Source organism: Streptomyces sp. NPDC059002 (assembly GCF_042740435.1).
Taxonomy (GTDB): domain Bacteria; phylum Actinomycetota; class Actinomycetes; order Streptomycetales; family Streptomycetaceae; genus Streptomyces.
In genome coordinates this window covers 1-25,322 of record NZ_JBHYJI010000053.1, presented here as the reverse complement: position 1 = coordinate 25,322, position 25,322 = coordinate 1, and the positions used below count along the sequence as shown (strand labels likewise).

General features: G+C 69.6%; 20 protein-coding genes. 6 read left to right on the top strand and 14 right to left on the bottom strand.

Going from position 1 to position 25,322, the window contains the following annotated elements; all coding sequences use genetic code 11:
* Window positions 1-123 precede the first annotated feature (123 nt).
* Together ACFWZ2_RS33565 and ACFWZ2_RS33560 are read left to right on the top strand one after the other, a co-directional pair.
* Entirely contained in the window at window positions 124-2,313 is a 2,190-nt protein-coding gene (locus ACFWZ2_RS33565) for a RecQ family ATP-dependent DNA helicase (RefSeq protein WP_384552175.1), read from the top strand.
* 217 nt (window positions 2,314-2,530) lie between these two features.
* Window positions 2,531-3,169, top strand: a complete 639-nt coding sequence (locus tag ACFWZ2_RS33560; RefSeq protein ID WP_384552173.1) for a hypothetical protein — start codon at window positions 2,531-2,533, stop codon at window positions 3,167-3,169.
* Window positions 3,170-3,334: 165 nt separating this feature from the next.
* On the opposite strand, the gene ACFWZ2_RS33555 is transcribed toward ACFWZ2_RS33560, so the two are convergent.
* The 3 genes from ACFWZ2_RS33555 to ACFWZ2_RS33545 all read right to left on the bottom strand — a co-directional run bounded on the left by ACFWZ2_RS33555 (window position 3,335) and on the right by ACFWZ2_RS33545 (window position 5,548).
* Window positions 3,335-4,012 carry a hypothetical protein gene (locus ACFWZ2_RS33555; RefSeq protein ID WP_384552171.1) on the bottom strand — a complete coding sequence of 226 codons (678 nt, stop codon included), beginning with the start codon at window positions 4,010-4,012 and terminating at the stop codon, window positions 3,335-3,337.
* A 79-nt stretch (window positions 4,013-4,091) separates the two neighbouring features.
* Complete coding sequence (locus tag ACFWZ2_RS33550) at window positions 4,092-4,793, bottom strand: ribonuclease HII (protein WP_384552169.1); 702 nt, start codon at window positions 4,791-4,793, stop codon at window positions 4,092-4,094.
* 140 nt (window positions 4,794-4,933) lie between these two features.
* Window positions 4,934-5,548, bottom strand: a complete 615-nt coding sequence (locus tag ACFWZ2_RS33545; RefSeq protein ID WP_384552168.1) for a TetR/AcrR family transcriptional regulator — start codon at window positions 5,546-5,548, stop codon at window positions 4,934-4,936.
* 125 nt (window positions 5,549-5,673) lie between these two features.
* Here ACFWZ2_RS33545 and ACFWZ2_RS33540 point away from each other — a divergent pair, with 125 nt between their 5' ends.
* The gene (locus tag ACFWZ2_RS33540) at window positions 5,674-7,230 is read left to right on the top strand and encodes an MFS transporter (RefSeq protein WP_384552234.1); all 1,557 of its coding nucleotides are present in this window, start codon (window positions 5,674-5,676) and stop codon (window positions 7,228-7,230) included.
* A 131-nt stretch (window positions 7,231-7,361) separates the two neighbouring features.
* Here ACFWZ2_RS33540 and ACFWZ2_RS33535 read toward each other — a convergent pair whose 3' ends face one another.
* From ACFWZ2_RS33535 to ACFWZ2_RS33520, 4 genes are all read right to left on the bottom strand, one after another.
* Window positions 7,362-9,116, bottom strand: a complete 1,755-nt coding sequence (locus tag ACFWZ2_RS33535; protein ID WP_384552166.1) for a DUF4153 domain-containing protein — start codon at window positions 9,114-9,116, stop codon at window positions 7,362-7,364.
* A gap of 280 nt (window positions 9,117-9,396) precedes the next feature.
* Window positions 9,397-10,305: an ADP-ribosylglycohydrolase family protein gene (locus tag ACFWZ2_RS33530; RefSeq protein ID WP_384552164.1), complete on the bottom strand. Its 909-nt coding sequence runs from the start codon at window positions 10,303-10,305 to the stop codon at window positions 9,397-9,399.
* Window positions 10,306-10,317: 12 nt separating this feature from the next.
* Complete coding sequence (locus tag ACFWZ2_RS33525) at window positions 10,318-10,977, bottom strand: histidine phosphatase family protein (protein WP_384552162.1); 660 nt, start codon at window positions 10,975-10,977, stop codon at window positions 10,318-10,320.
* Between the two features lie 34 nt (window positions 10,978-11,011).
* The gene (locus ACFWZ2_RS33520) at window positions 11,012-12,673 is read right to left on the bottom strand and encodes an ABC-F family ATP-binding cassette domain-containing protein (protein ID WP_384552160.1); all 1,662 of its coding nucleotides are present in this window, start codon (window positions 12,671-12,673) and stop codon (window positions 11,012-11,014) included.
* Between the two features lie 86 nt (window positions 12,674-12,759).
* On the opposite strand from ACFWZ2_RS33520, the gene ACFWZ2_RS33515 reads away from it, so the two are divergent.
* Window positions 12,760-13,482, top strand: coding sequence for a TetR/AcrR family transcriptional regulator C-terminal ligand-binding domain-containing protein (locus tag ACFWZ2_RS33515; RefSeq protein WP_384552159.1), 723 nt, complete (start codon window positions 12,760-12,762; stop codon window positions 13,480-13,482).
* A 4-nt stretch (window positions 13,483-13,486) separates the two neighbouring features.
* Here ACFWZ2_RS33515 and ACFWZ2_RS33510 read toward each other — a convergent pair whose 3' ends face one another.
* Entirely contained in the window at window positions 13,487-14,092 is a 606-nt protein-coding gene (locus ACFWZ2_RS33510; RefSeq protein WP_384552157.1) for a YdbC family protein, read from the bottom strand.
* Window positions 14,093-14,125: 33 nt separating this feature from the next.
* A complete protein-coding gene (locus ACFWZ2_RS33505) occupies window positions 14,126-14,947 on the bottom strand; it encodes an arylamine N-acetyltransferase (protein ID WP_384552155.1) in 822 nt (273 codons plus the stop codon).
* 132 nt (window positions 14,948-15,079) lie between these two features.
* On the opposite strand from ACFWZ2_RS33505, the gene ACFWZ2_RS33500 reads away from it, so the two are divergent.
* Window positions 15,080-15,643, top strand: coding sequence for a TerD family protein (locus tag ACFWZ2_RS33500; protein WP_384552153.1), 564 nt, complete (start codon window positions 15,080-15,082; stop codon window positions 15,641-15,643).
* A 183-nt stretch (window positions 15,644-15,826) separates the two neighbouring features.
* Here ACFWZ2_RS33500 and ACFWZ2_RS33495 read toward each other — a convergent pair whose 3' ends face one another.
* Window positions 15,827-18,724, bottom strand: a complete 2,898-nt coding sequence (locus ACFWZ2_RS33495) for a vitamin B12-dependent ribonucleotide reductase (RefSeq protein WP_384552151.1) — start codon at window positions 18,722-18,724, stop codon at window positions 15,827-15,829.
* A 137-nt stretch (window positions 18,725-18,861) separates the two neighbouring features.
* Window positions 18,862-19,407, bottom strand: a complete 546-nt coding sequence (gene nrdR, locus ACFWZ2_RS33490) for a transcriptional regulator NrdR (protein WP_384552149.1) — start codon at window positions 19,405-19,407, stop codon at window positions 18,862-18,864.
* Between the two features lie 496 nt (window positions 19,408-19,903).
* Between nrdR and lexA the strand changes: the two genes are divergently transcribed.
* Window positions 19,904-20,689: a transcriptional repressor LexA gene (lexA, locus tag ACFWZ2_RS33485; RefSeq protein ID WP_030778599.1), complete on the top strand. Its 786-nt coding sequence runs from the start codon at window positions 19,904-19,906 to the stop codon at window positions 20,687-20,689.
* 167 nt (window positions 20,690-20,856) lie between these two features.
* Here the strand turns inward: lexA and ACFWZ2_RS33480 are convergent, their stop codons facing one another.
* The 3 genes from ACFWZ2_RS33480 to ACFWZ2_RS33470 form a co-directional block, all read right to left on the bottom strand.
* On the bottom strand, window positions 20,857-22,827 hold the full coding sequence (locus ACFWZ2_RS33480; RefSeq protein WP_384552147.1) for an ATP-dependent DNA helicase: 1,971 nt from the start codon (window positions 22,825-22,827) through the stop codon (window positions 20,857-20,859).
* A 40-nt stretch (window positions 22,828-22,867) separates the two neighbouring features.
* Complete coding sequence (locus tag ACFWZ2_RS33475) at window positions 22,868-24,736, bottom strand: IucA/IucC family protein (RefSeq protein WP_384552145.1); 1,869 nt, start codon at window positions 24,734-24,736, stop codon at window positions 22,868-22,870.
* A 58-nt stretch (window positions 24,737-24,794) separates the two neighbouring features.
* A partial coding sequence (locus ACFWZ2_RS33470) for a GNAT family N-acetyltransferase (RefSeq protein WP_384552143.1) occupies window positions 24,795-25,322 on the bottom strand: 528 nt, incomplete at its 5' end.

Genomic DNA, 25,322 nt, shown 5'->3' with positions numbered 1-25,322 from the left:
TCCCGCGGATCACAACGCTCCGGTTGACCCTGTGGATAACTGCGATCAGGGGCACGCCAAGAGTTATCCACAGCCTCGCGGCCTCGTTCGCGTAATGTCCGACCCATCGGGTTGCATGGGGGCATGAGCAACGAAGAGCTGCGCACGGCGGCCGACGCCGTACTCTCCCGCCTGGTCGGCGGCCCCACTCCCGCATCCGGCGACACACCCTCGTCGAGCGGCGTCCGGCTGCGCGAGGACCAGTGGCGCGCCATCGAGGCACTGGTCGCCGACAAGCGCCGGGCGCTGGTCGTGCAGCGCACGGGCTGGGGCAAGTCCGCCGTGTACTTCGTCGCCACGGCGCTGCTGCGCGAGCGCGGCAGCGGCCCCACCGTGATCGTCTCCCCGCTGCTCGCCCTCATGCGCAACCAGGTCGAGTCGGCCGCCCGCGCCGGAATTCACGCGCGCACGATCAATTCCTCCAACACCGAGGAGTGGGAGACGATCCAGGCCGAGGTCGCCGCGGGCGAGGTCGACGTGCTGCTTGTGAGCCCCGAGCGGCTGAACAACCCGGACTTCCGCGACCAGGTGCTGCCCAAACTCGCCGCCGCCACCGGCCTGCTCGTGGTCGACGAGGCGCACTGCATCTCCGACTGGGGCCACGACTTCCGGCCCGACTACCGCAGGCTGCGCACCATGCTCGCCGACCTGCCGCCCGATGTCCCCGTCCTGGCCACCACCGCGACGGCCAACGCACGCGTGACGGCAGACGTCGCCGAGCAGCTCGGCACCGGCGGCGGCACGGACGCACTCGTGCTGCGCGGCGCACTCGACCGCGAGAGCCTGAGCCTGAGCGTGCTCCAACTACCCAACGCCGCACACCGTTTGGCCTGGCTTGCCGACCACCTCAACGACCTGCCGGGCTCCGGGATCATCTACACCCTCACCGTCGCCGCCGCCGAGGAAGTGACCGCCTACCTGCGCCAGTGCGGCCACACCGTCACCTCCTACACCGGAAAGACGGAAAACGCGGACCGTCAGCAGGCCGAGGAAGACCTCCTCGCCAATCGCGTGAAGGCCCTGGTCGCCACCTCCGCCCTCGGCATGGGCTTCGACAAACCCGACCTGGGCTTCGTGGTCCACCTCGGCTCCCCTTCGTCGCCGATCGCCTACTACCAGCAGGTGGGCCGCGCCGGCCGTGGCGTCGACCACGCCGAGGTGCTGCTCCTGCCGGGCAAGGAGGACGAGGCGATCTGGAACTACTTCGCCTCGCTCGCCTTCCCGCCCGAGGAGCAGGTGCGACGCACCCTGGACGCCCTGGCTCAGGCCGGCCGGCCCTTGTCGCTGCCCGCCCTCGAGCCCCTGGTCGAGCTCCGCCGCTCGCGGCTCGAGACGATGCTCAAGGTCCTCGACGTGGACGGCGCGGTCAAGCGCGTCAAGGGCGGCTGGATCTCCACGGGCGAGCCGTGGGCGTACGACACCGACCGGTACGCCTGGGTAGCCAAGCAGCGGCAGGCGGAGCAGCAGGCGATGCGCGAGTACGCGTCGACACCGGGCTGCCGCATGGAGTTCCTGCGGCGTCAGTTGGACGACGAGGGGGCGGCACCGTGCGGGCGTTGTGACAACTGCGCGGAGGCACGGTTCGGCGATGAGGTGTCCCCTGCGGCCCTGGACGCGGCGCGCGGCGAGCTCGGGCGCGCGGGGGTCGACGTGGAGCCGCGAAGGATGTGGCCCACCGGTCTGGCCGCGGTCGGCATGGACCTCAAGGGACGCATCCCTGCGGGCGAACAGGCAGCGCCCGGACGGGCCTTGGGGCGGCTCTCCGACATCGGCTGGGGCAACCGGCTGCGCCCCATGCTCGCTCCGCAGGCCCCGGACGGACCGGTGCCCGACGACGTCGCGAAGGCCGTGGTGGGCGTGCTCGCGGACTGGGCGAAGGGGCCCGGCGGCTGGGCGTCGGGCGGGAGTGAGGCGCAGCCGCGCCCGGTCGGCGTGGTGACCATGGCCTCGCACACGCGGCCGCAGCTGATCCAGACGCTGGGCTCGCGGATCTCCGAGATCGGCAGGCTTCCGCTTCTCGGGTCCATCGAGTACGCCGCGGGGGCCGAGTCCGCACGCGTGGCGAGGAGCAACAGCGCACAGCGCCTGCGCGCTCTCGACGGCACGCTGACGGTGCCTCCGGCGCTCGCCGCCGCGCTCCAGGAGGCGGACGGACCGGTGTTCCTCGTGGACGACCTGACCGACAGCGGCTGGACCCTCGCGGTGGCCGCGCGGATGCTCCGTCGCGCCGGAGCCAGGGGGGTGTTGCCGCTGGTCCTGGCCGTACAGGGATGACACGCGTCGACGTACGGCGGGCTGGGCAGGGATATAGACGGCGCATCGGCCGATACCGGCGTGAGGTCTCGATTGCTCGTTGCCGCAAGCCACTACGGCGGGAAGAATTGGAACCGCTCCCCGCGCGGCTACTCGCGGTCCGGTAGGGCTGTGCCGCGGTGCGCTCCCCCAGTCCGACCCCCGCCCGCAGTATGGGCGCGTAGCCGAAGGGAGGACCGTGACCTTCGGATTCGCTCCGTCCGCTGCGGCATCGAAGCCGGAGTCCTCGACGTCGGCCGAGATGTCCACCGATTCCGCCCAGCGACTGATCCGGATGCTCGAACCCGCGGAGTGGTCCGCCGCGGGAATCCCCCTGCTGCGCAACCCGCGTGAAGTCGTGAGCGGCCTCCACTCACGCCACCGGCCGACCCCGCTGACGGCCATCGTCGCCGTACTGGATCCGGACGAACGCCTCAGGGCGAGCGCCTCGTTCAGTCGGCGTGCGACCGCGACGGACGGCTGGGTGTTCCGCAACGCCCTGCTCACGCAGTTGCGTCGGGTCATCCCGCACGATCTGCGGCGCCGCACCCCGATACGCACCGCCGTGCTGCTCTACTGCCGTGACGGGGACGCGCGTTGGACCCAGGAAGACGGGGCCTGGATGTGGGGCCTGCGGGACGCCTGCACGCTGCACGGGCTGCGGTGCGGCGCGTACATCACGCTGACCCGCGATGGTTGGCAGGTGCTGGGCGAGGGACGCGGCGGTCGGCGGCCGAGCGCCGATTCACGACCCGAGTCCTTCACCGAGACCGATCCACCGGCGGTTCGCACCGGAGGCGCGGCCTCGGACGTCCTGCGGCGCGCGGCGGCACGCTGAGGCACCGCTCGCCGCCACCGTCCACTGGCGGCGGCACCACCGCCCGCGCGGTAGCGCACGCACGGCACAGCACGGATCGGCGCGCGGCCGAACCAGCCGTGCCTCGCGCGACATGCGTCGGACGCCCCAGGACCGGCAGCGGACAACCGCTGCCGGATGCGGACGTCAGACGCCCGCGCCCAGCATCGAGTTGATCCGCTGCGGGTCACCGCAGACGATCAGCAGGGCGCCTGCCCGGGTGAGGGCCGTCGGCAGGGCGCCGACCGCGATCTCCTCGCTGCCGCCGTTGAGGGCGACGACGACCACGGGACGGGCCGCGGCACGGGCGAGAGCGGCGGCGTCGGCGTAGAAGACGTCGTCGCCCGCGTCGTGCTGAGCCCAGTAGGCGGCCTCGCCGAAGGACAGCTCATGCGTGGCCCACGGGTGCGGTTCGCCGGTGGTGATCACCAGGACGTCTCCGGGCGCGCGCCCGGAGTCGAGGAGCAGGTCGACGGCCTCTTCGGCCGCGTCCAGCGCACCCTCGACCGAGGCCGGGATCAGCTGGATCTGCGGGACCGAAGCGGTGGCAGCACCGTCGGCGGACGCTCCGGAGGTGGAAGGACCGGAAGTAGAGGGACCGGAAGCAGCCGGGGCGGACGGCCCAGGCTTGGCGGCCGAGTCGCGCGACGTGCGCTGCGCGGGAGGCATCGGCCGGGCAGGACCCGGACGGCCGGGACGCGGCGGAGCCGCGGGACGCGGGCCGGGTACGGGGCGGGGGGTCGGCGCGGTGCGGCCGCTGGCCGGCGTGGCGCGGGGACCCTGGGCACTCTCGTGAATCTGAGGCTCCTCGGGAATGAGAGGCATGAAGTGTTGTCTATCAAACGCCGATGCGACTCGCGTCGGCGGGTGGCACATGAGTGCGACCGGAAGTGCCGGAAAAGCGTCAGAACTCAAAGCCGAGCTGACCCTCGATTTCCGGAACTTTTCCGTCCGCCCAGCTGCGGGCCTTCTTGAGGTGCCGCCACTGGGGCAGCGCATCAAGATACGCCCACGAAAGCCGGTGGTACGGGGTGGGGCCCCGCTCCTCCAGCGCGGCCTTGTGCACCGGCGACGGATAGCCGGCGTTGGCCGCAAAACCGAAGTCTGCATGTTCGATGCCCAGTTCGGCCATCATTTTGTCGCGCCGGACCTTGGCGATCACTGAAGCCGCGGCGACGGCGATACAGGACTGGTCGCCCTTGATCACCGTACGAACCTGCCAGGGAGTCCCCAGGTAGTCGTGCTTCCCGTCGAGGATGACCGCGTCCGGCCGGACCGGCAGCCCCTCCAGAGCACGCACCGCGGCGAGCCGCAGCGCGGCCGTCATCCCCAGTTCGTCGATCTCCTCGTGCGAAGCGTGCCCGAGAGCATGCGCCGTGACCCAGCTCTCCAGCTCCTCCGCGAGCGCGGTGCGCCGCTTGGGGCTGATCAGCTTGGAGTCGGTGAGCCCTTCGGGCGGCCTGCGCAGTCCCGTGACCGCCGCACAGACGGTGACCGGGCCCGCCCACGCGCCGCGCCCGACTTCGTCGACACCGGCGACGATCTTCGCTCCGGTGGTGGCGCGCAGGGAGCGCTCGACGGTGTGGGTGGGTGCTTCGTACGGCATGGCGCCAGACAGCGTACGCCGCCGGACGCCACCTGCGACACCCAGGCTTGCCGAGTCGCTCCGGAGCCCGCGCCGACACCTCCCGCGAGAGACCCCGACCGACACCTTCACCGCTCGCCCGGAGCAGCGCGGCCGACGCCTCAGCGACGCAGCATCGGCACCATCACCTGGTCGATCAGAGCCTCGAATTCCTCGTCCGACCATTCGCTCCCGCACACCTTGGAGCGGTACATGAGCATGGCCGGAATGACATCACACACATAAGAGTCTCCCCCTCCGGAACGCACCTCTCCGCGCTCCATTCCGCGCCGCACGACCTCCTTGATCAGCTTCACGCTCGGCTCGATGACGCCTTCGAAGATCACGTCATGGAAGCGCTCAGCCGTTGCCGTGTCGCATTCGTGAAGCACCGCACGCAGGGCGAATCCGGGGCGCGAGTACATCGTCTCGCGCATCTGCCTGCACAACTGAAGAAGATCTTCCCGGACACTTCCGAGGTCCGGAACACTGTCGAACCGGGGCAGTCCGGCCTGCAGCGCATGCACGACGAGATCTTCTTTGGACGGCCAGCGGCGGTACACCGCGGCCTTCCCCGTCTGCGCGCCCGCGGCCACGCCCTCCATGGTCAGCCCGCTCCAGCCGACCGTACTGAGCTGATCAAGGGCTGCCTCGAGGATGGCTCGCTCGAGGACGGGCCCCCGGCGACGCGGCGAAGCCGTCCGAGCGGGAACAGCCGTCCAGCGCGAAGTAACCATCTTTTTCTCTCCGTTGAGCGAACGAGGAAGCCGTAGTGAACGCTTGCGTTCACTGAGGGGGAGTCACTACCGTAATTCAAGACAGTGAACGGAACCGTTCACTAAGGCGCTTGCGGGGGATCATGATGACCACCTCTCAATTGACGCACGATCAGAAGCCCGGGGCCGCCCGCAGAGAAGGCCACCCCGGCATAGCGCTCACCGTCATCGCGGCCTGCCAACTCATGGTGGTCCTGGATGCGACGATTGTGAACATCGCGCTGCCCCACATTCAGGGCGCGCTCAAATTCTCGACGACCGACCTCACTTGGGTCGTCAGTGCCTACACCCTCACCTTTGGCGGCCTGCTGCTGCTCGGCGGCCGCGCGGGCGACATCCTGGGCCGTCGCCGTGTCTTCATGACCGGCATCCTCCTTTTCACCCTCGCCTCGCTCCTCGGCGGATTCGCCCAGGAGCCGTGGCAGTTGCTGGCCGCGCGCGTCCTGCAGGGCGTGGGCGGTGCGATCGCGTCTCCCACCTCGCTGGCGCTCATCACCACGACCTTCCCCGAAGGCCCGGAGCGGAACCGGGCATTCGGCGTTTTCGCCGCCGTGTCCGCGGGTGGCGGAGCCATCGGCCTGCTCGCGGGCGGCATGCTCACCGAGTGGCTCAACTGGCGCTGGGTCCTGTTCGTGAACGTGCCCATCGGCATCCTGATCGCCGTACTCACCCCGCTCTACATCAACGAATCCGAGCGCCACCCTGGCCGCTTCGACTTCCTTGGCGCGCTCACCTCGACGACAGGCATGGCCTCCCTGGTCTACGGATTCATCCGCGCGTCCGAGGAAGGCTGGCGTGACGGGCTCACCCTGGCGTCGTTCGGAGCGGCGGTCGTCCTGCTCCTGGCCTTCGCGCTGGTCGAGAACCGGGCGAAGGAACCGATCACTCCACTCAGGATGTTCGCCGACCGCAACCGTTCGGGCACGTACGTGATCATGCTGAGCCTGGCCGCGGCGATGTTCGGCATGTTCTTTTTCATCGTGCTCTTCGTGCAGAACGTCCTGGACTACAGCCCGATCGAAGCAGGCCTCGCCTTCCTGCCGGTGACGGTCGTGATCGCCGTCGGCGCCGCCCTGTCGCAAAAGTTCCTTCCGGTGCTCGGTCCCAAGCCGTTCATGGTGAGTGGTTCGATCATCGTCGCCGTCGGACTCGGCTGGCAGACCCTGATCAGCCCGGACAGTTCGTACGTCGGTGGCGTGCTCGGCCCGATGCTGCTGTTCGGCTTCGGCATGGGTCTGAACTTCGTGACGCTGACCCTGACAGCGGTCTCCGGAGTCGCCCCTCACGAAGCGGGCGCAGCATCCGGCCTGCTCAACGCCACACAGCAGGTCGGCGGTTCGCTCGGCCTCTCCATCCTGACCACGGTGTTCGGTACCGCCAGCCGCAATGAAGCCGAGAAGCAGGTGCAGGACTTCATGGCGCATGCCTCGCCCGAACAGAAGGCCGCATTCGCCAAGACCCACGAACTCCCGGCCCCTTGGAGCCACGAGGTCCTCTCCGAGGGCATCTCGACCGCCTTCATACCCGCTGCCGCGATGGCCGTACTCGCCCTGGTCACCGCCCTGTTGGTGATCCGCGTACGCAAGAGCGACCTCGACGCACTCGCCGGCACTGCAAGCGCGGCAGGCCCTGCGGGCGGCTGACGGGGCGGACCCGAAACCTCGGGTGCCGGGCCGACGGCGGAAGGCAGGCCCGGCACCCGCAGGCACTCTCAGGCTCCATCCGATGCCATCGGCATCGGGTGGCGTCATGGGCAGTACGCAGTGGTGCGCTCCTAGCGGTAGGTGCTGTCGGTGCTCGTCCCGTCGCAGAATCCCGGAGGCGCCGAAGGCGGCCGTTCCTCCACGATCCGCCGGGCCCGGGACTCCCCCAGGCTCGTCGCGTACCACGGGCCGCTCTCCGCCCCGAGGCCATCCATGACGGCCTCGATGGCGCAGGAGCGCTGGGGCTCCGGCAGCTTGTCCAGGGCCGGGACCGCATCGGCGGACAACTGCCGCGCGTAGTCGAAGTCGAACTTGCCGGTCTCCGTATAGCGCTGCACATTGCGTTCGGCGATCAGTGCGTCGGGTGACAGCAGGCCGAAGGCCAGCACACCGGCCGCCGCGCTCGCGGCGACGGCACGCGGCAGCCACCGGGCGCCCCAGACCCCCGCGGCCATGATCAACAGGATGACCACGCCGAGCCAGAGCTCTCCGGCCACCACCGAGATCCTCAGCCTGGTCAGGCCGTACGCCTCTACGTACATGTCCATGCGGCGCACCGCGGACGCCACCACGACGAGCGTCAGTACGCAGAGGGTGCCGAGCACCCCGCGCACCAGCGTCCGGTCCCGGGCGTCGGAGCGCGGGGCCCAGCGCAGCGCGAAGACGATGACGAGGAGCGTCAGGAGGGTGACGAAGAGCAGCTGCCAGAATCCCTGCCGCGCATAGGCGGAGTACGACAGTCCGGTCTTGTCGAGCACCGCGTCGTACCCGCCGAAGAGCACGGCCAGTTGGACCGCGTTGAACGCCGCGAACAGCACGTTGAGCACGATCAGCGGCAGCGCCCACTCGACCCGGCCGCGCGCCCGGCCTGGATTCACCACGAGCCGGTCCCAGCGCACCGGAGAGGCGGCCGTGTGTGCGGCCGCCAACGCTCCGACCACACCTACGACCAGGAGCAGAAAGCGCCAGGGGCTGCCCGCGACGGAGGCGTCGGGTATCAGATCGCCGAGCAGATCCGCGAAGGCGGCATCGGCACCGGCGAACAGTGCTCCGAAGACCAGGAGCAGCACAGCGGCCACCGCGATCGCGCGCAGCACGGGACCGAGGCCGCGCGCACTCCCCGCGCGCTCACGCAGCCCGCGCCAGCCCCACCGGACTCCGGTGAAGACAGCGTCGAAGATGCCGAGAGGGCTCAGGAGCACGCCGAGCCAGGTCCGGCAGCCGTGGAGCGCGAGCGAGCCGAGGGCGATCGCGGAGACGATCGCCAGGAACGACGGCCATCCCGCGTCGCGCAGCGCGGGCACGATCAGCAGCGCGAGGCCACCGATGGCCCACGTCAGCGACCAGGCGCGCGGTCTGCGACCAGCCGTCTGCGCGGCGAAGTAGGCGGCGAGCGTGGCTGGCACGGCGACGATCAGCAGGTTGAGCGCCAGCCCGTCGCCGAGGAGCAGCATGCTCAGGACACCGGTGGCGAGCACCGCGCAGAGCGTCGCCGCACGGACAGGGCCGGGCGGGTCGGCCCGCAGATCGGCGAGCAGCGGCGTACGAGTGGACGCCGGGTAGTCCCACCCGGGGCGCGGGCCAGGAAATGTGTATCCCGGGGTCGGCCATGGAGCGGGGCCCGGCGCGGGGTTCCCTGGCGCGGAGCCCGGCACGGGGTTCCCTGGCGCAGAGTCCGGCACTGCGTCCTGGGGTTCCCCCTTGCCACCTGCACCGCCGGCGGCCTCGCCACCGCTGGCGGCGGCTGTGGCAGCTGTGGCGGCTGCCGATTCGACGCGCGGCTCTTCGACACCTGACGGCGCCGGCGCATCGGACAGAGTTGGCACATCGGACAGAGCTTGCGCATCGGACGGTTCAGATGCGTCTGAACCGTCGTGTCTGGTTGGTGTGTCGGACACGGGACCCCCTCCCGGCCGGCCCGCACGCGCACCTCACGCCACGTACACATGACCGCGGGCCGTGGGGACCGGCATCTCGTTCAACGCACGCAAGTCAAGATCAACTCGCGGCCCGTCCCAGACTAGCTGGGAGCCGTCGACGCCTTCCTTCCCGGGCTCCCCTGTGGCAGGACCGTGACGGTACCTCCGGGCCACCCACGCCCGAGGTTCAGCCCGCGCCGACAGGAACCCAGTCGGGCAATGCCTCGGTCCGCCGGAGCCACTCGGCGGGCGGCGCTCCATCGTCGGCGGCTGCGATCACGCCACCCACGATGGCGCACGTCGTGTCCATGTCGCCGCCGACCTGAGCGGTGTCCCAGATGGCGCGCTCGTACGCACCGAGACCGCGGGCGGCCGACCACAGCGCGAAGGGCACCGTGTCATGGGCCGTCGTACGGCGGCCGCACCCCAGGACTGCGGCGACCGTCGCCGAGTCCCCGTAGTCGAGCATGTCGCGCGCCCGGCGCAGCCCCGCCGCCACGGCACTGCGCGGCACCAGAGCGATGACGCCGTCGAGCAGCGCCTTCGGTGTGGGCGGCCCCGCGGGCGCGGCCGTCAATGCCGCGGCCGCGGCCACTGCCATGGCCCCCACGACGGCCTCGCGGTGCTGATGCGTGGGGTAGGCGGAGATCTCCGCCTGGTGGGTCGCCTGCTCCGGGTCGTCCGCGTACCAGGCCCCGAGCGGCGCGATCCGCATGGCCGCGCCGTTCCCCCAGGACCCCTGCCCCTTGAAGAGTGCGGAGGCCAGCTCCCGCCAGTCCCCGCCCTCGCGGACCTGCCTCAGCAGCCGGTTCACCGCAGGGCCGTAGCCCCGGTCGAAGTCGTGGTGCTCGGCGAAGGACAGGGCAAGCGCGTCCTGGTCGATCCGGCGGTGCTTGATGAGGACGGCCAGCACGGAACAGGCCATCTCGGTGTCGTCGGTCCACTGCCAGGGGGCGTCAGGCAGCTGTCGGTGCTTGAGCAGTGGGTAGTGCGCCGGCACGAAGAACTGTGAGCCCAGCGCGTCCCCCACCGCCAGTCCGCGCAGGCTGGCCAGAGCGCGCTCCAGGCGCCGGTCGGGAGAGGAGTCAGCGGTCATCGCCCTGCCACTCTATCCGGTGACGCCGTACGGCTCGGGTTCACGCCAGCGTTCGAACGGCCGGTCCAGCGTGTACTTGCCGTCGTCCCCGAGCACGAGCATCCTCATCTCGCCGTTCCCCGGGTTGGACAGCGACTCGAACTCGGCCACCGACCAGTGGAACCAGCGCATGCAGAAGAGCCGCATGGTCAGCCCGTGGGTGACCAGCAGGACGTTCGGCGGATGGTCCGGGGCTTCGAAGCTCCGGTAGAGGCTCTCCAGGAAAGCCCCCACCCTGTCGTAGACGTCGGCTCCGGACTCGCCCTGCGCGAAGCGGTAGAAGAAGTGTCCGTACGCATCGCGATAGGCCTTCTGCAGCCGTACGTCGTCCCTGTCCTGCCAGTTGCCCCAGTCCTGCTCCCGCAGCCTCGGCTCCTCCCGTACGCGCACCAGCTCCGGGTCGAGCCGCAGCGCCTGGAAGGTCTCGTGGGTGCGGCGGTACGGCGAGACGTACACGCTCACCCGTTCCCGGCCGATCACCTCCCGCAGGCGCTTTCCGGTGTCGCGCGCCTGGGACCACCCCGTCTCGGTGAGCGCGAGAGCGTGGTCGGGCTCGCGCTCGTACACGGTGTCGTCGGCGTTTCCGGCCGACTCGCCGTGCCGGACCAGGATGATGCGCCGCGGGCGTGCCATAGGGAGACCCTAGATCGGCTGCCTGCAGAGCGGCTCAGTCGGGTAGCCGTCCGGACTCCATCCGGCGTATTCGGCCTGTGAAGCGTCGCCGCAGCAGTCGGTCGTGCGAGACGACGACGAGGGCTCCCGTCCACTGGTCCAGCGCCGCCTCCAGTTCCTCGACCAGGCCGAGCGCCAGGTGGTTGGCCGGCTCGTCGAGCAGCAGCAGGTCGGCGGGCCTGGCGAGGAGCCGGGCGAGGGCCAGCCTCCGGCGCTGCCCGGCGGAGAGCGAGCCCACCGGGACGTGGAGGTCGCGGGGCCGGAACAGTCCGTATGACAGGAGCAGTTCCGCCTGCTCCTCCTCGGTGAGCGCCAGACCTCTGCCGAACACCTCAAGGACTCGTTCTGCAGGTCCGCGCACCGGTATCTCCTGGGCGAGATACCCGATGCGGCCTCTGCGGACGACCGTGCCTTCGTCCGGTTCCAGTACACCTGCCATCGTCCGCAGCAGCGTGGACTTGCCCGCTCCGTTGCCCCCGTGGATCAGCAGGCGTTCGCCTGCCGACACCGTGAGCTCATCCACGGCGAGGCGCTCGCCCACTCGTACGCCCCGCAGGGTCACCAGCGCTCCTTCGGCCGCTCCCGCGACCGGGCGCGCGGTGAAGCGCAGCGGCTCGGGCGGTGTGGCCACGGGCTGCTCGCGCAGCCGACGAAGTCGTTCCTGTGCGTTGCGCACCCGCCCGGCGACCGAGGCCTGGACACGGCCTCCGGCCCGGTCGTACGCCATTTTGTTGTTGTCCTTCATGCCGCGGCCCCCGGCGACGGCATGGGCGGTGGTCGCCATGAACTCCTGGAGGCGGCTCGTCTCCGCGCACCAGTCCGCGTACTCCTGCTCCCAGCGCAGCCGTGCGGCGGCCCGTTCCGCCAGCAGGCCCTGATAGCCGCCCCCGTGGCGCACGACCGAACGGCGGTCGGCGTCCACTTCGAGGATCGCGGTGGCGACGCGTTCCAGGAAGGTGCGGTCGTGGGAGACCGCGATCACCGTCCCTCGATGGGCCGAGAGCGCGTCCTCCAGCCAGTCCAGCGCTCCCTCGTCCAAGTGGTTGGTCGGCTCGTCCAGGAACATGACCTCGGGGGCCGCGGCGATGAGGCAGGCCAGGCCGAGCCTGGCCTGCTCACCACCGGACAAGCTGCCCAGGATCCGGTCCCGGTCGATGTGCCCGAGCCCCAGTCCGTGCATCGCCTTGTCCACGCGCGCGTCCGCCTCGTAGCCGCCACGCAGTTCGAAGGCCGTGAGCAGTTCTCCGTACTCGGCCAGGGCCTGCTCGGCGGCGGAACCCAGGTCGGCTTCGAGCTCGCGCAAACGCTGCTCCATGGAACGCAGTTCGCCCAGCGCGGCGTCGATCGTGTCTCCGACGCGGCTGTCCGGAGGCAGTTGCGGAGTCTGCGCGAGAAGCCCCGTCCCACGCTCGGCGACGGTCACCACCTCGCCCTCGTCGGGCAGTTGGTGTCCGGACATCAGCTGGAGCAGCGTGGACTTCCCTGCGCCGTTCTCCCCCACGACACCTATGCGCTCGCCCGGGCGGATCGCCAGGGACACATCGTCGAGCAACAGCCGTTCACCGCGCGCCTTGGTCACCCCATGCAGCGAGATCTGAGTAGGCAAGAGCACCCCCGAATTCGCATCCACCTCAAGCAAACGCAACGTTCGTCGCATTACGATAAGTGTGACACGGTGACCGCACTAACGCAACAGCAGTAGCGATTGAATGTCTCGCGTGAGACGGCGAAGAAGGAAGATCAATGACGGACAAGCCTGTTCCAGCTGGTCACAGCGCTCGAGGGGCGAGCCACGACGAGGTATCGGCGGCTCGGCCGTCGTCTCCCGGGGAAGCGACGGCGCCCACCGAGCCCGGGTCGGCGACGCCCGCGCCCGGCACCCGGCGCCCGGGCGGCCGCACGGCCCGCACCCGTGCCGCCGTCCGCGACGCCGTGCTCAGCGGCCTCGCCGACCACGGCTATCCGGGCCTCACCGTCGAGTACGTCGCCGATCACTCCGGCGTGCACAAGACCACGCTGTACCGCCGCTGGGGCAGCCTCGAAGGGATGGTCGCCGACGCCCTGGACATGGCGGGCGAGGACGCGTGGGTCCCGCCGGACACCGGGAGCCTGGAGGGCGACCTGCGTGAGCTCGCCCGCGAGGTGGTCGACTCGTTCTCCGACAGCGCGGCGGCCTCGGCGCCCACCGCGTTCGTCGCGGCGGCCTTCCAGTCGCAGCGGGCCGCGGATGCCCTGCACGCCTTCTACGCCGAGCGGTTCACCCGCTGCGAGGCGGTGGTCGCCCGCGCCGTGGAGCGCGGGGAGGCGGACACGGACGTCGACGCGGCGGCCCTGGTCCGCGCGGTGTCCGCACCGCTTCTGCTTCGTGTGTTCATCACCCGCGAGCCGGTCGACGCGGAACTCGCCGACCAGTCGGCAGCGGCAGCCATCGCCGCCACTCGCGCCGGTGCCTACAACAGGCACTGAACGGTCACACCGTCCAGGACGGCTCCAGCTGAACGATGTCACCCGCGAGAGCCGAGACATCGGCGGCCGTCTGGGCCCGCAGCGAAAGACGCTCCACCCGCTCGGCCCGGTACTTCCCGTGCTCCGCGGCCGACTGCCACATGGAAAGCACCAGGAACTCATGTCCGGGCGCCTCTCCGAAGAAGCCGCGCACCATCCCCGGCGATCCCGCCATCGCCGGGTTCCACACCTTCTCCTGCATCAACGCGAAGTGGTCGACGCGCGCTTCACGGACCCGGCAGTGCGCCACGCGCACCACGTCGGCGTCCGTGAAGCGCGGTTCGAATCCCGTCTTCACATCGAAGCGGTGGTCGAAGAGCTTGGCCTGGAGGTTCTTGTAGGTGCCTCCCTGCGCTGCCGCAAGGCGGTCGTGCGCGCGGGCCATGAAGGAGTCGTAGAAGGCGCGGCTCTCCCAGAAGGCGAAGACATGGGCCACCCCCGGCCGTCCCCGGCTCCACCCCCCGCCCTGCCCTCGGAACCCCGGCTCCCCCAACAGCCCCGCCCACTTTCGCTGCCCTCGCTCGAACCCCCGACGGTCGACAACGGTGCAGCGAATCCACTTGACCAGCACCGCGCCATCGTACGGCGCGGAGCGTGGCCCGGGTCACGCTCCGGCGTAGTGCACCCGGATCAGCTCGGCCGTCTCCTCAGCATCCAGTTCGATACCGAACTCCCGAACGAGAACATCCGTCAATTCGTCCACAGGAACGCTTCGTTCGTCCACCGAACCGCCCGGACGCGCCACCGTCAGCTGATCACCCACCAGCCCGCGCCGCACGTCCGGGGCGGCCCTCTGCACCACCGGGCGGCGGATGAACGACGACCTGGGGTGGGTCGAGGTGTAGTGGTTCATCACTACGTAGTCGACGGGCAGGCGCCGTTCCTGCGTGTACGCGTAGAGGTCGAACCATCCGCCGGACTGCCACGTCCGCAGCACCAGAACCCCGTCGGCCTCCCCCTCGATCGAGAAACGCCACTCTCCTTGCCGCACTTCGCCCCCTGCACGCAGCGGGATCGGCTCCAGCAGCCCGTCGGCACCGAAGCCGACGTCGCAGTGCCACTCCTCACCGTCCGCCTCGACCTTGAGGAGCATGTGCGTCACCGCGCGCGTGGACGACGCGCCGGCCCTGACCCGGGCGCCAAGTCCCGTGACCGTAAAGCCGATGCGCTCCAGGGCCGCCGCGAAGAGCAGGTTCTGTTCGTAGCAGTAGCCGCCCCGCCGTCGGCGCACCATCTTGTCCTGGAGCGCCGCCAGGTCCAGCGGGACCGGACGGCCGAGCATCATCTCCAGGTTCTCGAAGGGGATCGCCGCCACATGCGCCCGGTGCAGCGCACGCAGGGTCTCCAGATCCGGCTTCGTCTCCCCCGTGTGCCCGAGCCGCACCAAGTAGGCGTCGATATCGAGCTCTTCCCCGTTCCATGTCATGGAGCAATGATCCATATCGCCGCATCGGGCGCCAACCCGCCCCGCTGCCGGTGCACTTGACCACTTCTGACCAGGGAAGCTACGACGTTGTCAGTCGTAGGTCGTAGCGTGTGCCATGGACTTGCGTGGTGAATGCGCAGCGGCAGGGCACGAGGAGGGGGAAGTCCGGTGAGCAGTGTCAGCAAGGGGATCCGGAAGGTCGAAGTCGGTCTGAAATGGGATCCGAGCCCGGCCGGCGAGCCACAGAACGATCTCGACATCATCGCCGCGACGTACGCGAAGGAAGACCCGTACGGCAGCCCTGTGTATCTCGTGCACTTCGACAGCCGCTCGCCGGACGGCACGATCACGCTCAACCGCGACAGCAGGACCGGACAGGGCTTCGGTTTCGACGAGGTCATGACCCTGGAGCTCGACCGGCTCTCCCCCGCGTACTCCCGGGTCGTGGTCGGGGTGGCGATACAGCAGCACGAGGAGCAGAAGGTGTTCGGCGACATCGCGAACACGGCCGTCCGGATCCGCGAGGGCCACACCGACCTGGCGCTGAGCGACCTGGCCGAGGTCGCCCGGTCCACCGCGTCGACCATCGCCGAGTTCACCCGGGACGAGTCCGGAGCATGGTTGTTCCGCGAGGCCGTCCGGGGCTTCGACACCGACCCGACGTCGTTCGCCGCGCTCATGGGGAGCGAGCTCTGACACGGCGCTGAAGGGGCGTCGCCGTCGCCCTGGACCCGCCGGTGCACCGCTGCACCGATGCACCGCCACGAGCTCTGCGGGCACGACGAAGGGGACCGACGCTGCGTCGGTCCCCTTCATGCGCTGCTGGTCAGCTACCCGCGCGGGCCGGGCCGGAGGCGCATCCGGCCCGACCCCGCAAGGTCAGCTGCAGCCGCTGGTCGAGCCGCAGCCCTCGCAGATGTAGCAGGAGCCGGCGCGCTGCATCTTCGTACCGCAGGAGAAGCAGAGCGGGGCGTCGGCCTGGATGCCCAGCTGCATCTCGACGAGCTCGGCGCTGGTGTGCGCCTGCTGCGGGGCGGGCTTCGGCGCCTCGGCCTCGGCCTTCGGCGTGGAGACCGCCTTCAGGGACTCGGTCTGCCGCGGGGCGGACTGGGCCAGACCCTCGACGTCGACCTCGTCCTCGGCGGGCTCGTACGAACCCGTCTCCAGGTGACGCTGGCGCTCCTCGGCGGAGTGGATGCCGAGCGCGGAGCGGGTCTCGAAGGGCAGGAAGTCCAGCGCCAGGCGGCGGAAGATGTAGTCGACGATCGACTGCGCCATCCGCACGTCCGGGTCGTCCGTCATGCCGGCCGGCTCGAAGCGCATGTTCGTGAACTTGGAAACGTACGTCTCCAGGGGCACGCCGTACTGCAGACCGACCGAGACGGCGATGGAGAAGGCGTCCATCATGCCCGCGAGGGTCGAGCCCTGCTTGGACATCTTCAGGAAGACCTCACCGAGACCGTCGTCCGGGTAGGAGTTGGCGGTCATGTAGCCCTCGGCGCCACCCACCGTGAAGGAGGTCGTGATGCCGGGACGGCCCTTCGGAAGGCGCTTGCGGACCGGGCGGTACTCGACCACCTTCTCGACCGCGGCACGGATCGTGTCCTCGGTCTTCTCGGTGATCTCGGCCTTCTCGTCGTCCTTCTTCTTGGCCGAGAGGGGCTGGCCGACCTTGCAGTTGTCGCGGTAGATGGCGAGCGCCTTGACGCCCATCTTCCAGGCCTCGAAGTAGACCTCTTCGACGTCCTCGACGGTGGCGGTCTCCGGAAGGTTGACCGTCTTGGAGAGGGCGCCGGAGATCCACGGCTGGATCGCGGCCATCATGCGGACGTGGCCCATCGCGGAGATGGAGCGCTCACCCATGGCGCAGTCGAAGACCTCGTAGTGCTCGGTCTTCAGACCGGGGGCGTCGATCACATTGCCGTTCTCGGCGATGTGGGCGACGATCGCCTCGATCTGCTCCTCCTGGTAGCCCAGGCGACGCAGGGCCTGCGGCACGGTGCCGTTGACGATCTGCATCGAGCCGCCGCCGACGAGCTTCTTGAACTTCACCAGGGCGAGGTCGGGCTCCAGGCCCGTGGTGTCGCAGGACATCGCGAGACCGATGGTGCCGGTCGGGGCGATGACGGACGCCTGGGAGTTACGGAAACCGTTCTTCTCGCCGAGGCGGACCACGTCCTGCCAGGCCTCCGTGGCGGCGGCCCAGATCGGGGTGTCCAGGTCGTCCATGCGGACGGCCGAGGCGTTGGCGTCGGCGTGCTGCTTCATGACGCGCTTGTGGGGCGTCGCGTTGCGGGCGTAGCCGTCGTAGGGGCCGACGACCGCCGCGAGCTCGGCGGAGCGCTTGTACGACGTGCCCGTCATCAGCGAGGTGATGGCACCGGCGAGGGCGCGGCCGCCGTCGGAGTCGTACGCGTGGCCGGTGGCCATGAGCAGGGCGCCGAGGTTGGCGTAGCCGATGCCCAGCTGGCGGAAGGCGCGGGTGTTCTCGCCGATCTTCTGGGTCGGGAAGTCCGCGAAGCAGATGGAGATGTCCATCGCGGTGATGACCAGCTCGACGACCTTCGAGAAGCGCTCGGCGTCGAAGGACTGGGTGCCCTTGCCGTCGTCCTTCAGGAACTTCATCAGGTTCAGCGAGGCGAGGTTGCAGGACGTGTTGTCCAGGTGCATGTACTCGCTGCACGGGTTCGAGCCGTTGATGCGGCCGGACTCCGGGCAGGTGTGCCAGGCGTTGATGGTGTCGTCGTACTGGATGCCGGGGTCGGCGCAGGCCCAGGCGGCCTCGGCCATCTTGCGGAAGAGCGACTTGGCGTCGACCTCCTCGATGACGTCACCGGTCATGCGGGCGCGCAGACCGAACTTCGAACCGGTCTCCACGGCCTTCATGAACTCGTCGTTCACGCGGACCGAGTTGTTGGCGTTCTGGTACTGGACGGACGTGATGTCGTCGCCGCCCAGGTCCATGTCGAAGCCCGCGTCGCGCAGGGCGCGGATCTTCTCCTCTTCCTTCACCTTGGTCTCGATGAAGCCCTCGATGTCGGGGTGGTCGACGTCGAGGATGACCATCTTGGCCGCGCGGCGCGTGGCGCCACCGGACTTGATGGTTCCGGCGGAGGCGTCGGCACCGCGCATGAAGGAGACGGGACCCGAGGCGTTGCCTCCGGAGGACAGCAGTTCCTTGGAGGAACGGATGCGGGAGAGGTTCAGGCCGGCGCCGGAGCCGCCCTTGAAGATCATGCCCTCTTCCTTGTACCAGTCGAGGATCGACTCCATGGAGTCGTCGACGGCCAGGATGAAGCAGGCGGAAACCTGCTGCGGCTGGGGCGTTCCGACGTTGAACCAGACCGGCGAGTTGAAGCTGAAGATCTGGTGCAGGAGGGCATACGCCAGCTCGTGCTCGAAGATCTCCGCGTCGGCGGGCGAGGCGAAGTAGTTGTAGTCCTCGCCGGCCTTGCGGTACGTCTTCACGATGCGGTCGATCAGCTGCTTGAGGCCGGTCTCGCGCTGCGGGGTGCCGACGGCCCCGCGGAAGTACTTGCTGGTGACGATGTTGACCGCGTTCACCGACCAGAAGTCGGGGAACTCGACGCCACGCTGCTCGAAGTTGACCGAGCCGTCGCGCCAGTTGGTCATGACGACGTCACGGCGCTCCCAGGCCACCTCGTCGTACGGATGCACGCCGGGGGTCGTGTGGATGCGCTCGATACGCAGACCCTTGCTGGCCTTGGATCCCTTGGCGCGGGAACCTCGTGCCGGGCCGCTCGTCGTCTCGGTCATGCCGCCTCCCTGTATCAGGCTAAAACGCCCTGAAGTGCCACGTTCTTCCCGTGGCACGGATGTGTGTCTGGTGTCGCGGGCATCACAGAGGACACCCGCGACAGGTCTGGTTCGCCGCCGGCCGGTCGGTCAGCCGGTCAGTCGGCGGCGGTGGCGGGCACCGGGACTTCGACAGTCCCGCCGGGCCCGCAGTCGTTCACGACGCGCTCTCCGTCCGCGTCGCGCGGCTCGGCGTCGAGCCGCTGTTCCCTCAGCTCCCCGATGGCAGCCTCGAAGTCCTCGAGCGAGTCGAAGGCCCGGTACACGGACGCGAAGCGCAGGTAGGCGACGAGGTCGAGCTCCTGCAACGGGCCGAGTATGGCAAGGCCCACGTCATGAGTGGTCAGTTCGGCGCTTCCGGTGGCGCGCACCGCCTCTTCGACCCGCTGGCCGAGCAGAGCGAGGGCGTCCTCGGTCACCGGCCGCCCCTGGCACGCCTTGCGGACGCCGTTGATGACCTTCGTACGACTGAAGGGCTCGGTCACGCCGCTGCGCTTGACCACCATCAGTGAGCACGTCTCCACGGTCGTGAAACGACGGGAGCAGTCGGGGCACTGGCGGCGCCTGCGGATCGACGTGCCGTCGTCAGTGGTGCGACTGTCGACAACGCGGCTGTCGGGGTGCCTGCAGAAGGGGCAGTGCATGGAACTCCCAACCCTCCTTCACGGCACGACTCATAAGCTTCAACAGGCCCTCGGGGCCCTCGAAGCAGCCCCAAGCATAGGCGATCCCCAGGACCTCGAAAGACCAGGGACCACAACTTCTGGGCTGCTGTTGCAATCCAACCACTAGATCTGGGGTTTGGCCGCTTTTCCGACACCATCGCGTGTCGCGCCGCCCCGGACCGCGACAGGCATACGAGGCCTTCGCTCGCGCCACCCGCAAAGGGGGCCGGTGCCGGGTTGACGGGGCGCCGGATGGCACTATGGGGGCTCCACCGAGGGGGTCAGCATCCCGGCGGTGAAGCGTACCGTAATGAACCGAATTGCCATTCGGCCCGAGCGCTAGCCATACACCCGGACACATGATCACGTCAGGCAATCTGCGATTTTTCACTCGAACGTGTGTTTGGCGCAACCTTTCGAAAGCAACTACCGTTGGCTAGCTAGGGAGAGAACATCTCGAGAGGGGCCGACCGACGTGACCACCACCGCAGACAGTGCCACCATCACTGCCCAGGACCGCTCCCAGAGCCGACTCGAGCCGGTGCATGCCATGAATGACGCAGCCACGAACCAGGAGGGGCCCAAGCCCACACGCTCCCTGCCGGGCCGCCCTCCAGGAATCCGCGCCGACAGCTCGGGGCTCACCGACCGGCAGCGCCGGGTGATCGAGGTCATCAGGGACTCCGTCCAGCGACGGGGTTATCCGCCGTCCATGCGGGAGATCGGACAGGCGGTCGGCCTCTCCAGCACCTCTTCGGTCGCCCATCAGCTGATGGCGCTGGAGCGCAAGGGCTTCCTGCGCCGCGACCCGCACCGCCCGCGCGCGTACGAGGTGCGCGGCTCGGACCAGCCGAGCAGCCAGCCCACCGACACCACGGGCAAGCCGGCCGCTTCGTACGTCCCGCTAGTCGGACGCATCGCCGCAGGTGGGCCGATCCTCGCCGAGGAGTCGGTGGAGGACGTCTTCCCCCTCCCCCGGCAGCTCGTCGGCGACGGCGAGCTCTTCGTACTGAAGGTCGTCGGTGACTCGATGATCGAAGCCGCCATCTGCGACGGCGACTGGGTCACCGTGCGCCGCCAGCCCGTCGCCGAGAACGGCGACATCGTGGCCGCGATGCTGGACGGCGAGGCCACGGTCAAGCGCTTCAAGCGCGAAGACGGTCACGTGTGGCTGCTGCCGCACAACTCCGCGTACCAGCCCATCCCCGGCGACGAGGCCACCATCCTCGGCAAGGTCGTGGCGGTGCTGCGGCGGGTGTGAGACTCCGCCCCTGACCGGGCCCCGGGACCAACTGCGCCGGTTCCGGGGCCCTGCTGTGTTCCCTTGTCGAAGTGCGGTGCGGTTCCGCGCCCCGCAAGGGGCACGGGGACCTGCGCGACCAGCCACAACCGGCCCGCAGATTCGGCACCGGTCTTCCAGCGAAGCGCTTACGCCTCGTCCGCCTTCGCCGCGGCGTCGATCGCGGCGAGGGAGCGGCGCACCTGATTGCGGTCCGTCGTGTACCAGAAGTCCGGCAGCGAGGCCCTCAGGTAGCTGCCGTAGCGCGCGGTGGCCAGGCGGGGGTCCAGGACGGCAACCACACCGCGGTCCCCCGACGCGCGTACGAGACGACCCGCGCCCTGCGCCATGAGCAGGGCCGCATGGGTCGCCGCGACGGCCATGAAGCCATTACCGCCCGCCTCGTCCACCGCCTTCTGGCGGGCGCTCATCAGCGGGTCGTCGGGGCGCGGGAACGGGATCTTGTCCATGATCACCAGCTGGCAGCTGGCGCCCGGCACATCAACGCCCTGCCACAGGGAGAGCGTCCCGAAGAGACAGGTCTGCGCGTCGGCCGCGAAGCCCTTGATCAGCTCGCCGAGGGTCTCCTCGCCCTGCAGCAGGATGGGCATGTCCAGGCGGCCCCGCAGCTCCTCCGCCGCGCTCTGGGCCGCACGCATCGACGAGAACAGCCCGAGTGTGCGGCCACCGGCGGCCTCGATCAGCTCGGCGAGCTCATCGAGCATGTCGCTGCGCGTGCCCTCGCGTCCCGGACGGGCCAGGTGCTTGGCGACGTACAGAATGCCCTGCTTGCCGTAGTCGAAGGGCGAGCCGACGTCCAGTCCCTTCCAGACGGGGGCGTCCTCGGACTCGGTGCCTTCGGGGGCCAGGCCCAGCGAGGCACCCACGCCGTTGAAGTCGCCGCCGAGCTTGAGCGTGGCGGAGGTGAGGATCACCGAACGGTCGGCGAAGAGCTTCTCGCGCAGGAGCCCCGAAACGGACATGGGCGCCACCCTCAGGGAGGCACCGAAGCGCTCGTGCCGCTCGTACCAGACGACGTCGTACTCGGAGCCGTTCGTGATGCGCTCCGCCACGTCGTGGATCGACTCCACGGAGGCGAGCGCCTGCTTGCGGACCGCGTCCTCGTCCTGGACCGATTTGTCGCGCGTGGAGCCGAGTGCCGTGATGACCGTGCGGGCGGCGTCGCGCAGGGCCATCAGCGCGTACCCGAGGTCTTCGGGGATCTCCTCCAGGCGGCCGGGCAGGGCCAGCTCCATCAGCCGCTCGAAGCCCTCGGAAGCGGTCTGGAGCTGGTCGGCCGCCTTCTCGTTGACGAGCTTGGCGGCGCGGCGCACGGCGCGGTTGACCTGCCCCGGAGTGAGCTCGCCGGTGGCCACGCCGGTGACACGGGAGACCAGCTCATGGGCCTCGTCCACGATCAGCACCTCGTGCTGGGGCAGGACCGGGGCGCCCTCGATGGCATCGATCGCCAGCAGTGCGTGGTTCGTGACGACGACCTCGGCGAGCTTGGCGCGCTCGCGGGCGGCCTCGGCGAAGCACTCCGCCCCGTAGGCACACTTCGAGGCGCCGAGGCACTCCCTGGAGGAGACGGACACCTGCGACCAGGCACGGTCGGAGACTCCGGGAGTGAGGTCGTCGCGGTCGCCCGTCTCGGTCTCGTCCGCCCAGTCCCGCATCCTCAGGAGGTCCTGACCGAGCTTGCTGGTGGGTGCGGCGGCCTCGAACTGGTCGAAGAGGCCCTCCTCCTCTTCCTGCGGCACGCCTTCATGGAGGCGGTGCAGACAGAGGTAGTTCGAGCGGCCCTTGAGCATCGCGTACTGGGGGCGGCGGCGCAGCAGCGGATGCAGGGCCTCCACCGTCCGCGGCAGGTCCCGCTCGACGAGCTGGCGCTGCAGGGCGAGGGTGGCCGTCGCGACGACCACCCGCTCCCCGTGCGCCAGGGCTGGTACGAGATAGCCGAGGGATTTGCCCGTGCCGGTGCCGGCCTGGACGAGCAGGTGGGAGCCGTCGTCGATCGCCTCGGCGACGGTCTCGGCCATGGACACCTGGCCAGGGCGTTCCGTGCCGCCGACAGCGGTGACGGCGGCGTGCAGGAGCTCGGGGAGGGAGGGCTTCGTCATAGCGCGACCACCCTACGGTGCCCCACTGACAATCTCGCGATCACGGTTGATGGAGCGGATTGGGCACGGTCCCGTGCACGGCGGCGTGCGGCCGCTCGGGGCGGTCGCGGTAGCCGTCCAGATGGAGCCGGTTCCGGTTGAGGCACAGCCGCTCGATCCGCGGGGTGAGCAGGTCGAACATCTCGTACCGCTTCTTCATCTCCGGAGCACGCGCCTGATGGCGGAGGATCTCGGCCCGGACGAAGGACCAGAAGTCGGCCTCCGGGACGCCCAGTTGTTCCTGGCACAGCGGCGCGAGGTAGCGGAAGACGCCTACGAAGAGGCCGGAGTGGATGAACTGGGTGAGGAATCCGGGCGGCTCCGTGAGCAGGACATGACGTACGTCGTCCGGCATGAAGTCGTGCTCCGGCAGGGCCTCGGCGCTGACGTTGACGTCGTCCACGAAGTCCTTCACGGCAAGCCGGGCAGGGACGTCGTTGTCGTCGAAGACGACGATGGCGTTCTCGCCGTGGGGGGAGAACACGGTGCCGTAGCGGTAGAGGAAGTGGAGCAGCGGGGGCAGCAAGGAAGCGAAGAGCCGCCGCAGCCATGCCTCCGGAGTCAGCCCCGAGCGTTCCACGAGCTCCGTGACGAAGGCCCTGCCGTCCGGGTCGACGTGCAAAAGGGAGGCCAGTGTGCGGGCACGCTCCCCCGGGGCGAGGTACCGGGCGATGGGCTCGCGCCAGATGGCACCGAGCAGTTCCCTGTACTGGTACGGGACTTCGGGCAGCGCGTCGTACACCGGGTGCTCCACTGCCACCGATGCGACTTCCCCGAGCAGGATCACGCCGCATTCGTCGCGCAGGAAGGGGTCGCCGTCGCGCAGTTCGTGCATCCATGCCGTGACGGCCGGTGCCGCGAGCGTGCGGGCGGTCGGCAGGCCGCGCCAGACCAGGGTGTTGAGGACCGAGAGCGGCAGTTTCACCGTGTGCCGGTCGGGTCGGGACGTGTTGAGGAAGGTGCGGATGGACTGCTGGGGAAGGCGCAGGTCACCGTCGCTGCAGAGCGGCACGATGCTGTTCGCGGCGATGGAGGAGGCGAAGAGCGGCAGCACGATCTCGTCCCACTGCCAGGGGTGCACCGGGAGGTACAGGTAGGCGTGGGGGTCGAGTCCGCGTGCACGCAGTAAGTCGGCGAAGGCTTCCTGTGTGGCGGGGGCGAGTTCGCGGTCGTAGAGCTGCTGCGCGGTCTCCAGTCCTGTGACGCCGCGGTAGAGGCCGAGGTCCGTGTGGACGGCGATCCACGGCAGGGTCGTGGTGCGGCGCGCTTCCGGCGCCCAGCGGTCGGTGTCGCCGGCGGAGAAGCCGATGCGTCCCTTGTTGAGGACGAGCCAGGGGTGACCCGTCTGGTGTCCTTCGAGGTCCGCGTAGCCGAGTTCGGCGAGTTCGGCGGAGGTGATCGCGGCGTGGTCGAGCCGGGTGTCGGCGCAGAGCGTGACGCTCAGCTCGCGGATGAGGTGGCCGAGTGTGGCGCCGTCGAGGCCGAGGGTCCGGCGGGCGAGCGCGAGGAAGCGCAGCGGGTCGCCGAAGGGGGTGGGCTGTTCGCCGCACTCGGAGAGGGCCAGGCTTGCGGGGTCCACGTACCAACTGCCGTACGCGCCGCGGCGAGCGCCGAAGGTGAGGTACGTGCCGTAGTGGCCGATCTGCGCCAGGGCCCGGCCCGGCTCGGTGGGTTCGAGGTCGAGGCGGTAGGTGTCCGCCTCGCCCAGTGCTTCCGGCACGGGCCGGATGATCTCCTCGTACGCGAATTCGCCGATGATCTTGGCGAGCATGCGGCGGCCCGCCTCGCGCCACCTGTCCTGGTTCAGCTCGGGTGGATCGAAGAGCGCGACGGAGGGGTGGGACATCTGGCTGGCGGACGGATTCGGCACGGCGACTCCTCAGGGAGGGAACCGGATCGGGGCGAGCGGTGTACGGGGAGTGATCGGATCAGAGCACGGCGCGCAGGGCCCGGTCACGGACCATGAGCGCGGCTCGTTTGTCGGGCAGGTCCACTTCGGCGGAGAAGCGGAAGCCCGCGCTCAGGAATGCGGAGACGGAGGGGGTGTTGCGCAGGTCGGGTTCTGCCACGACGCGTGCGCATGCGGGGCGATGGTCGAGCACCAGGTCGGCCACGGCTCTCAGCAGTGAAGTGCCGAGCCCACGACCGCGGTTGGCGACACCGCCGATGAGGAGGTGGATTCCGGTGTCGTGCGGACGGGCGGGATAGTGCCGGGCCAACGGGTCGAGGTCGGCCCGGTAGATCTCCCAGTAGCTCATCGGTGTGCCTTCGAGCACGCCGAGGCAGGGGACGCTGCGGCCGTCGCCGTCGAGCTGGGGGCGCAGATGGGATTCGGTGACGGTCTCGGGGCCCGCCAGTTCCCAGAAGGCCGCCACGGCGGGGTCGTTCATCCACCGGCTGATGAGAGGGAGATCGCGTTCGAGACGGACGGGCACGAGTTGGAAGACCCCGGCCTC

Coding starts and splice junctions, on each gene's coding strand:
- ACFWZ2_RS33500 (WP_384552153.1), top strand. CDS start 15,080: ATGCGCAGCGGCAGGGCACGAGGAGGGGGAAGTCCGGTGAGCAGTGTC.
- ACFWZ2_RS33545 (WP_384552168.1), bottom strand. CDS start 5,548: ATGGTTACTTCGCGCTGGACGGCTGTTCCCGCTCGGACGGCTTCGCCG.
- ACFWZ2_RS33495 (WP_384552151.1), bottom strand. CDS start 18,724: ATGACCGAGACGACGAGCGGCCCGGCACGAGGTTCCCGCGCCAAGGGA.
- ACFWZ2_RS33515 (WP_384552159.1), top strand. CDS start 12,760: ATGACGGACAAGCCTGTTCCAGCTGGTCACAGCGCTCGAGGGGCGAGC.
- ACFWZ2_RS33550 (WP_384552169.1), bottom strand. CDS start 4,793: ATGCCGTACGAAGCACCCACCCACACCGTCGAGCGCTCCCTGCGCGCC.
- ACFWZ2_RS33530 (WP_384552164.1), bottom strand. CDS start 10,305: ATGACCGCTGACTCCTCTCCCGACCGGCGCCTGGAGCGCGCTCTGGCC.
- nrdR (WP_384552149.1), bottom strand. CDS start 19,407: ATGCACTGCCCCTTCTGCAGGCACCCCGACAGCCGCGTTGTCGACAGT.
- ACFWZ2_RS33525 (WP_384552162.1), bottom strand. CDS start 10,977: ATGGCACGCCCGCGGCGCATCATCCTGGTCCGGCACGGCGAGTCGGCC.
- ACFWZ2_RS33555 (WP_384552171.1), bottom strand. CDS start 4,012: ATGCCTCTCATTCCCGAGGAGCCTCAGATTCACGAGAGTGCCCAGGGT.
- ACFWZ2_RS33540 (WP_384552234.1), top strand. CDS start 5,674: ATGACCACCTCTCAATTGACGCACGATCAGAAGCCCGGGGCCGCCCGC.
- ACFWZ2_RS33520 (WP_384552160.1), bottom strand. CDS start 12,673: ATGCGACGAACGTTGCGTTTGCTTGAGGTGGATGCGAATTCGGGGGTG.
- ACFWZ2_RS33565 (WP_384552175.1), top strand. CDS start 124: ATGAGCAACGAAGAGCTGCGCACGGCGGCCGACGCCGTACTCTCCCGC.
- ACFWZ2_RS33505 (WP_384552155.1), bottom strand. CDS start 14,947: ATGACATGGAACGGGGAAGAGCTCGATATCGACGCCTACTTGGTGCGG.
- ACFWZ2_RS33480 (WP_384552147.1), bottom strand. CDS start 22,827: ATGACGAAGCCCTCCCTCCCCGAGCTCCTGCACGCCGCCGTCACCGCT.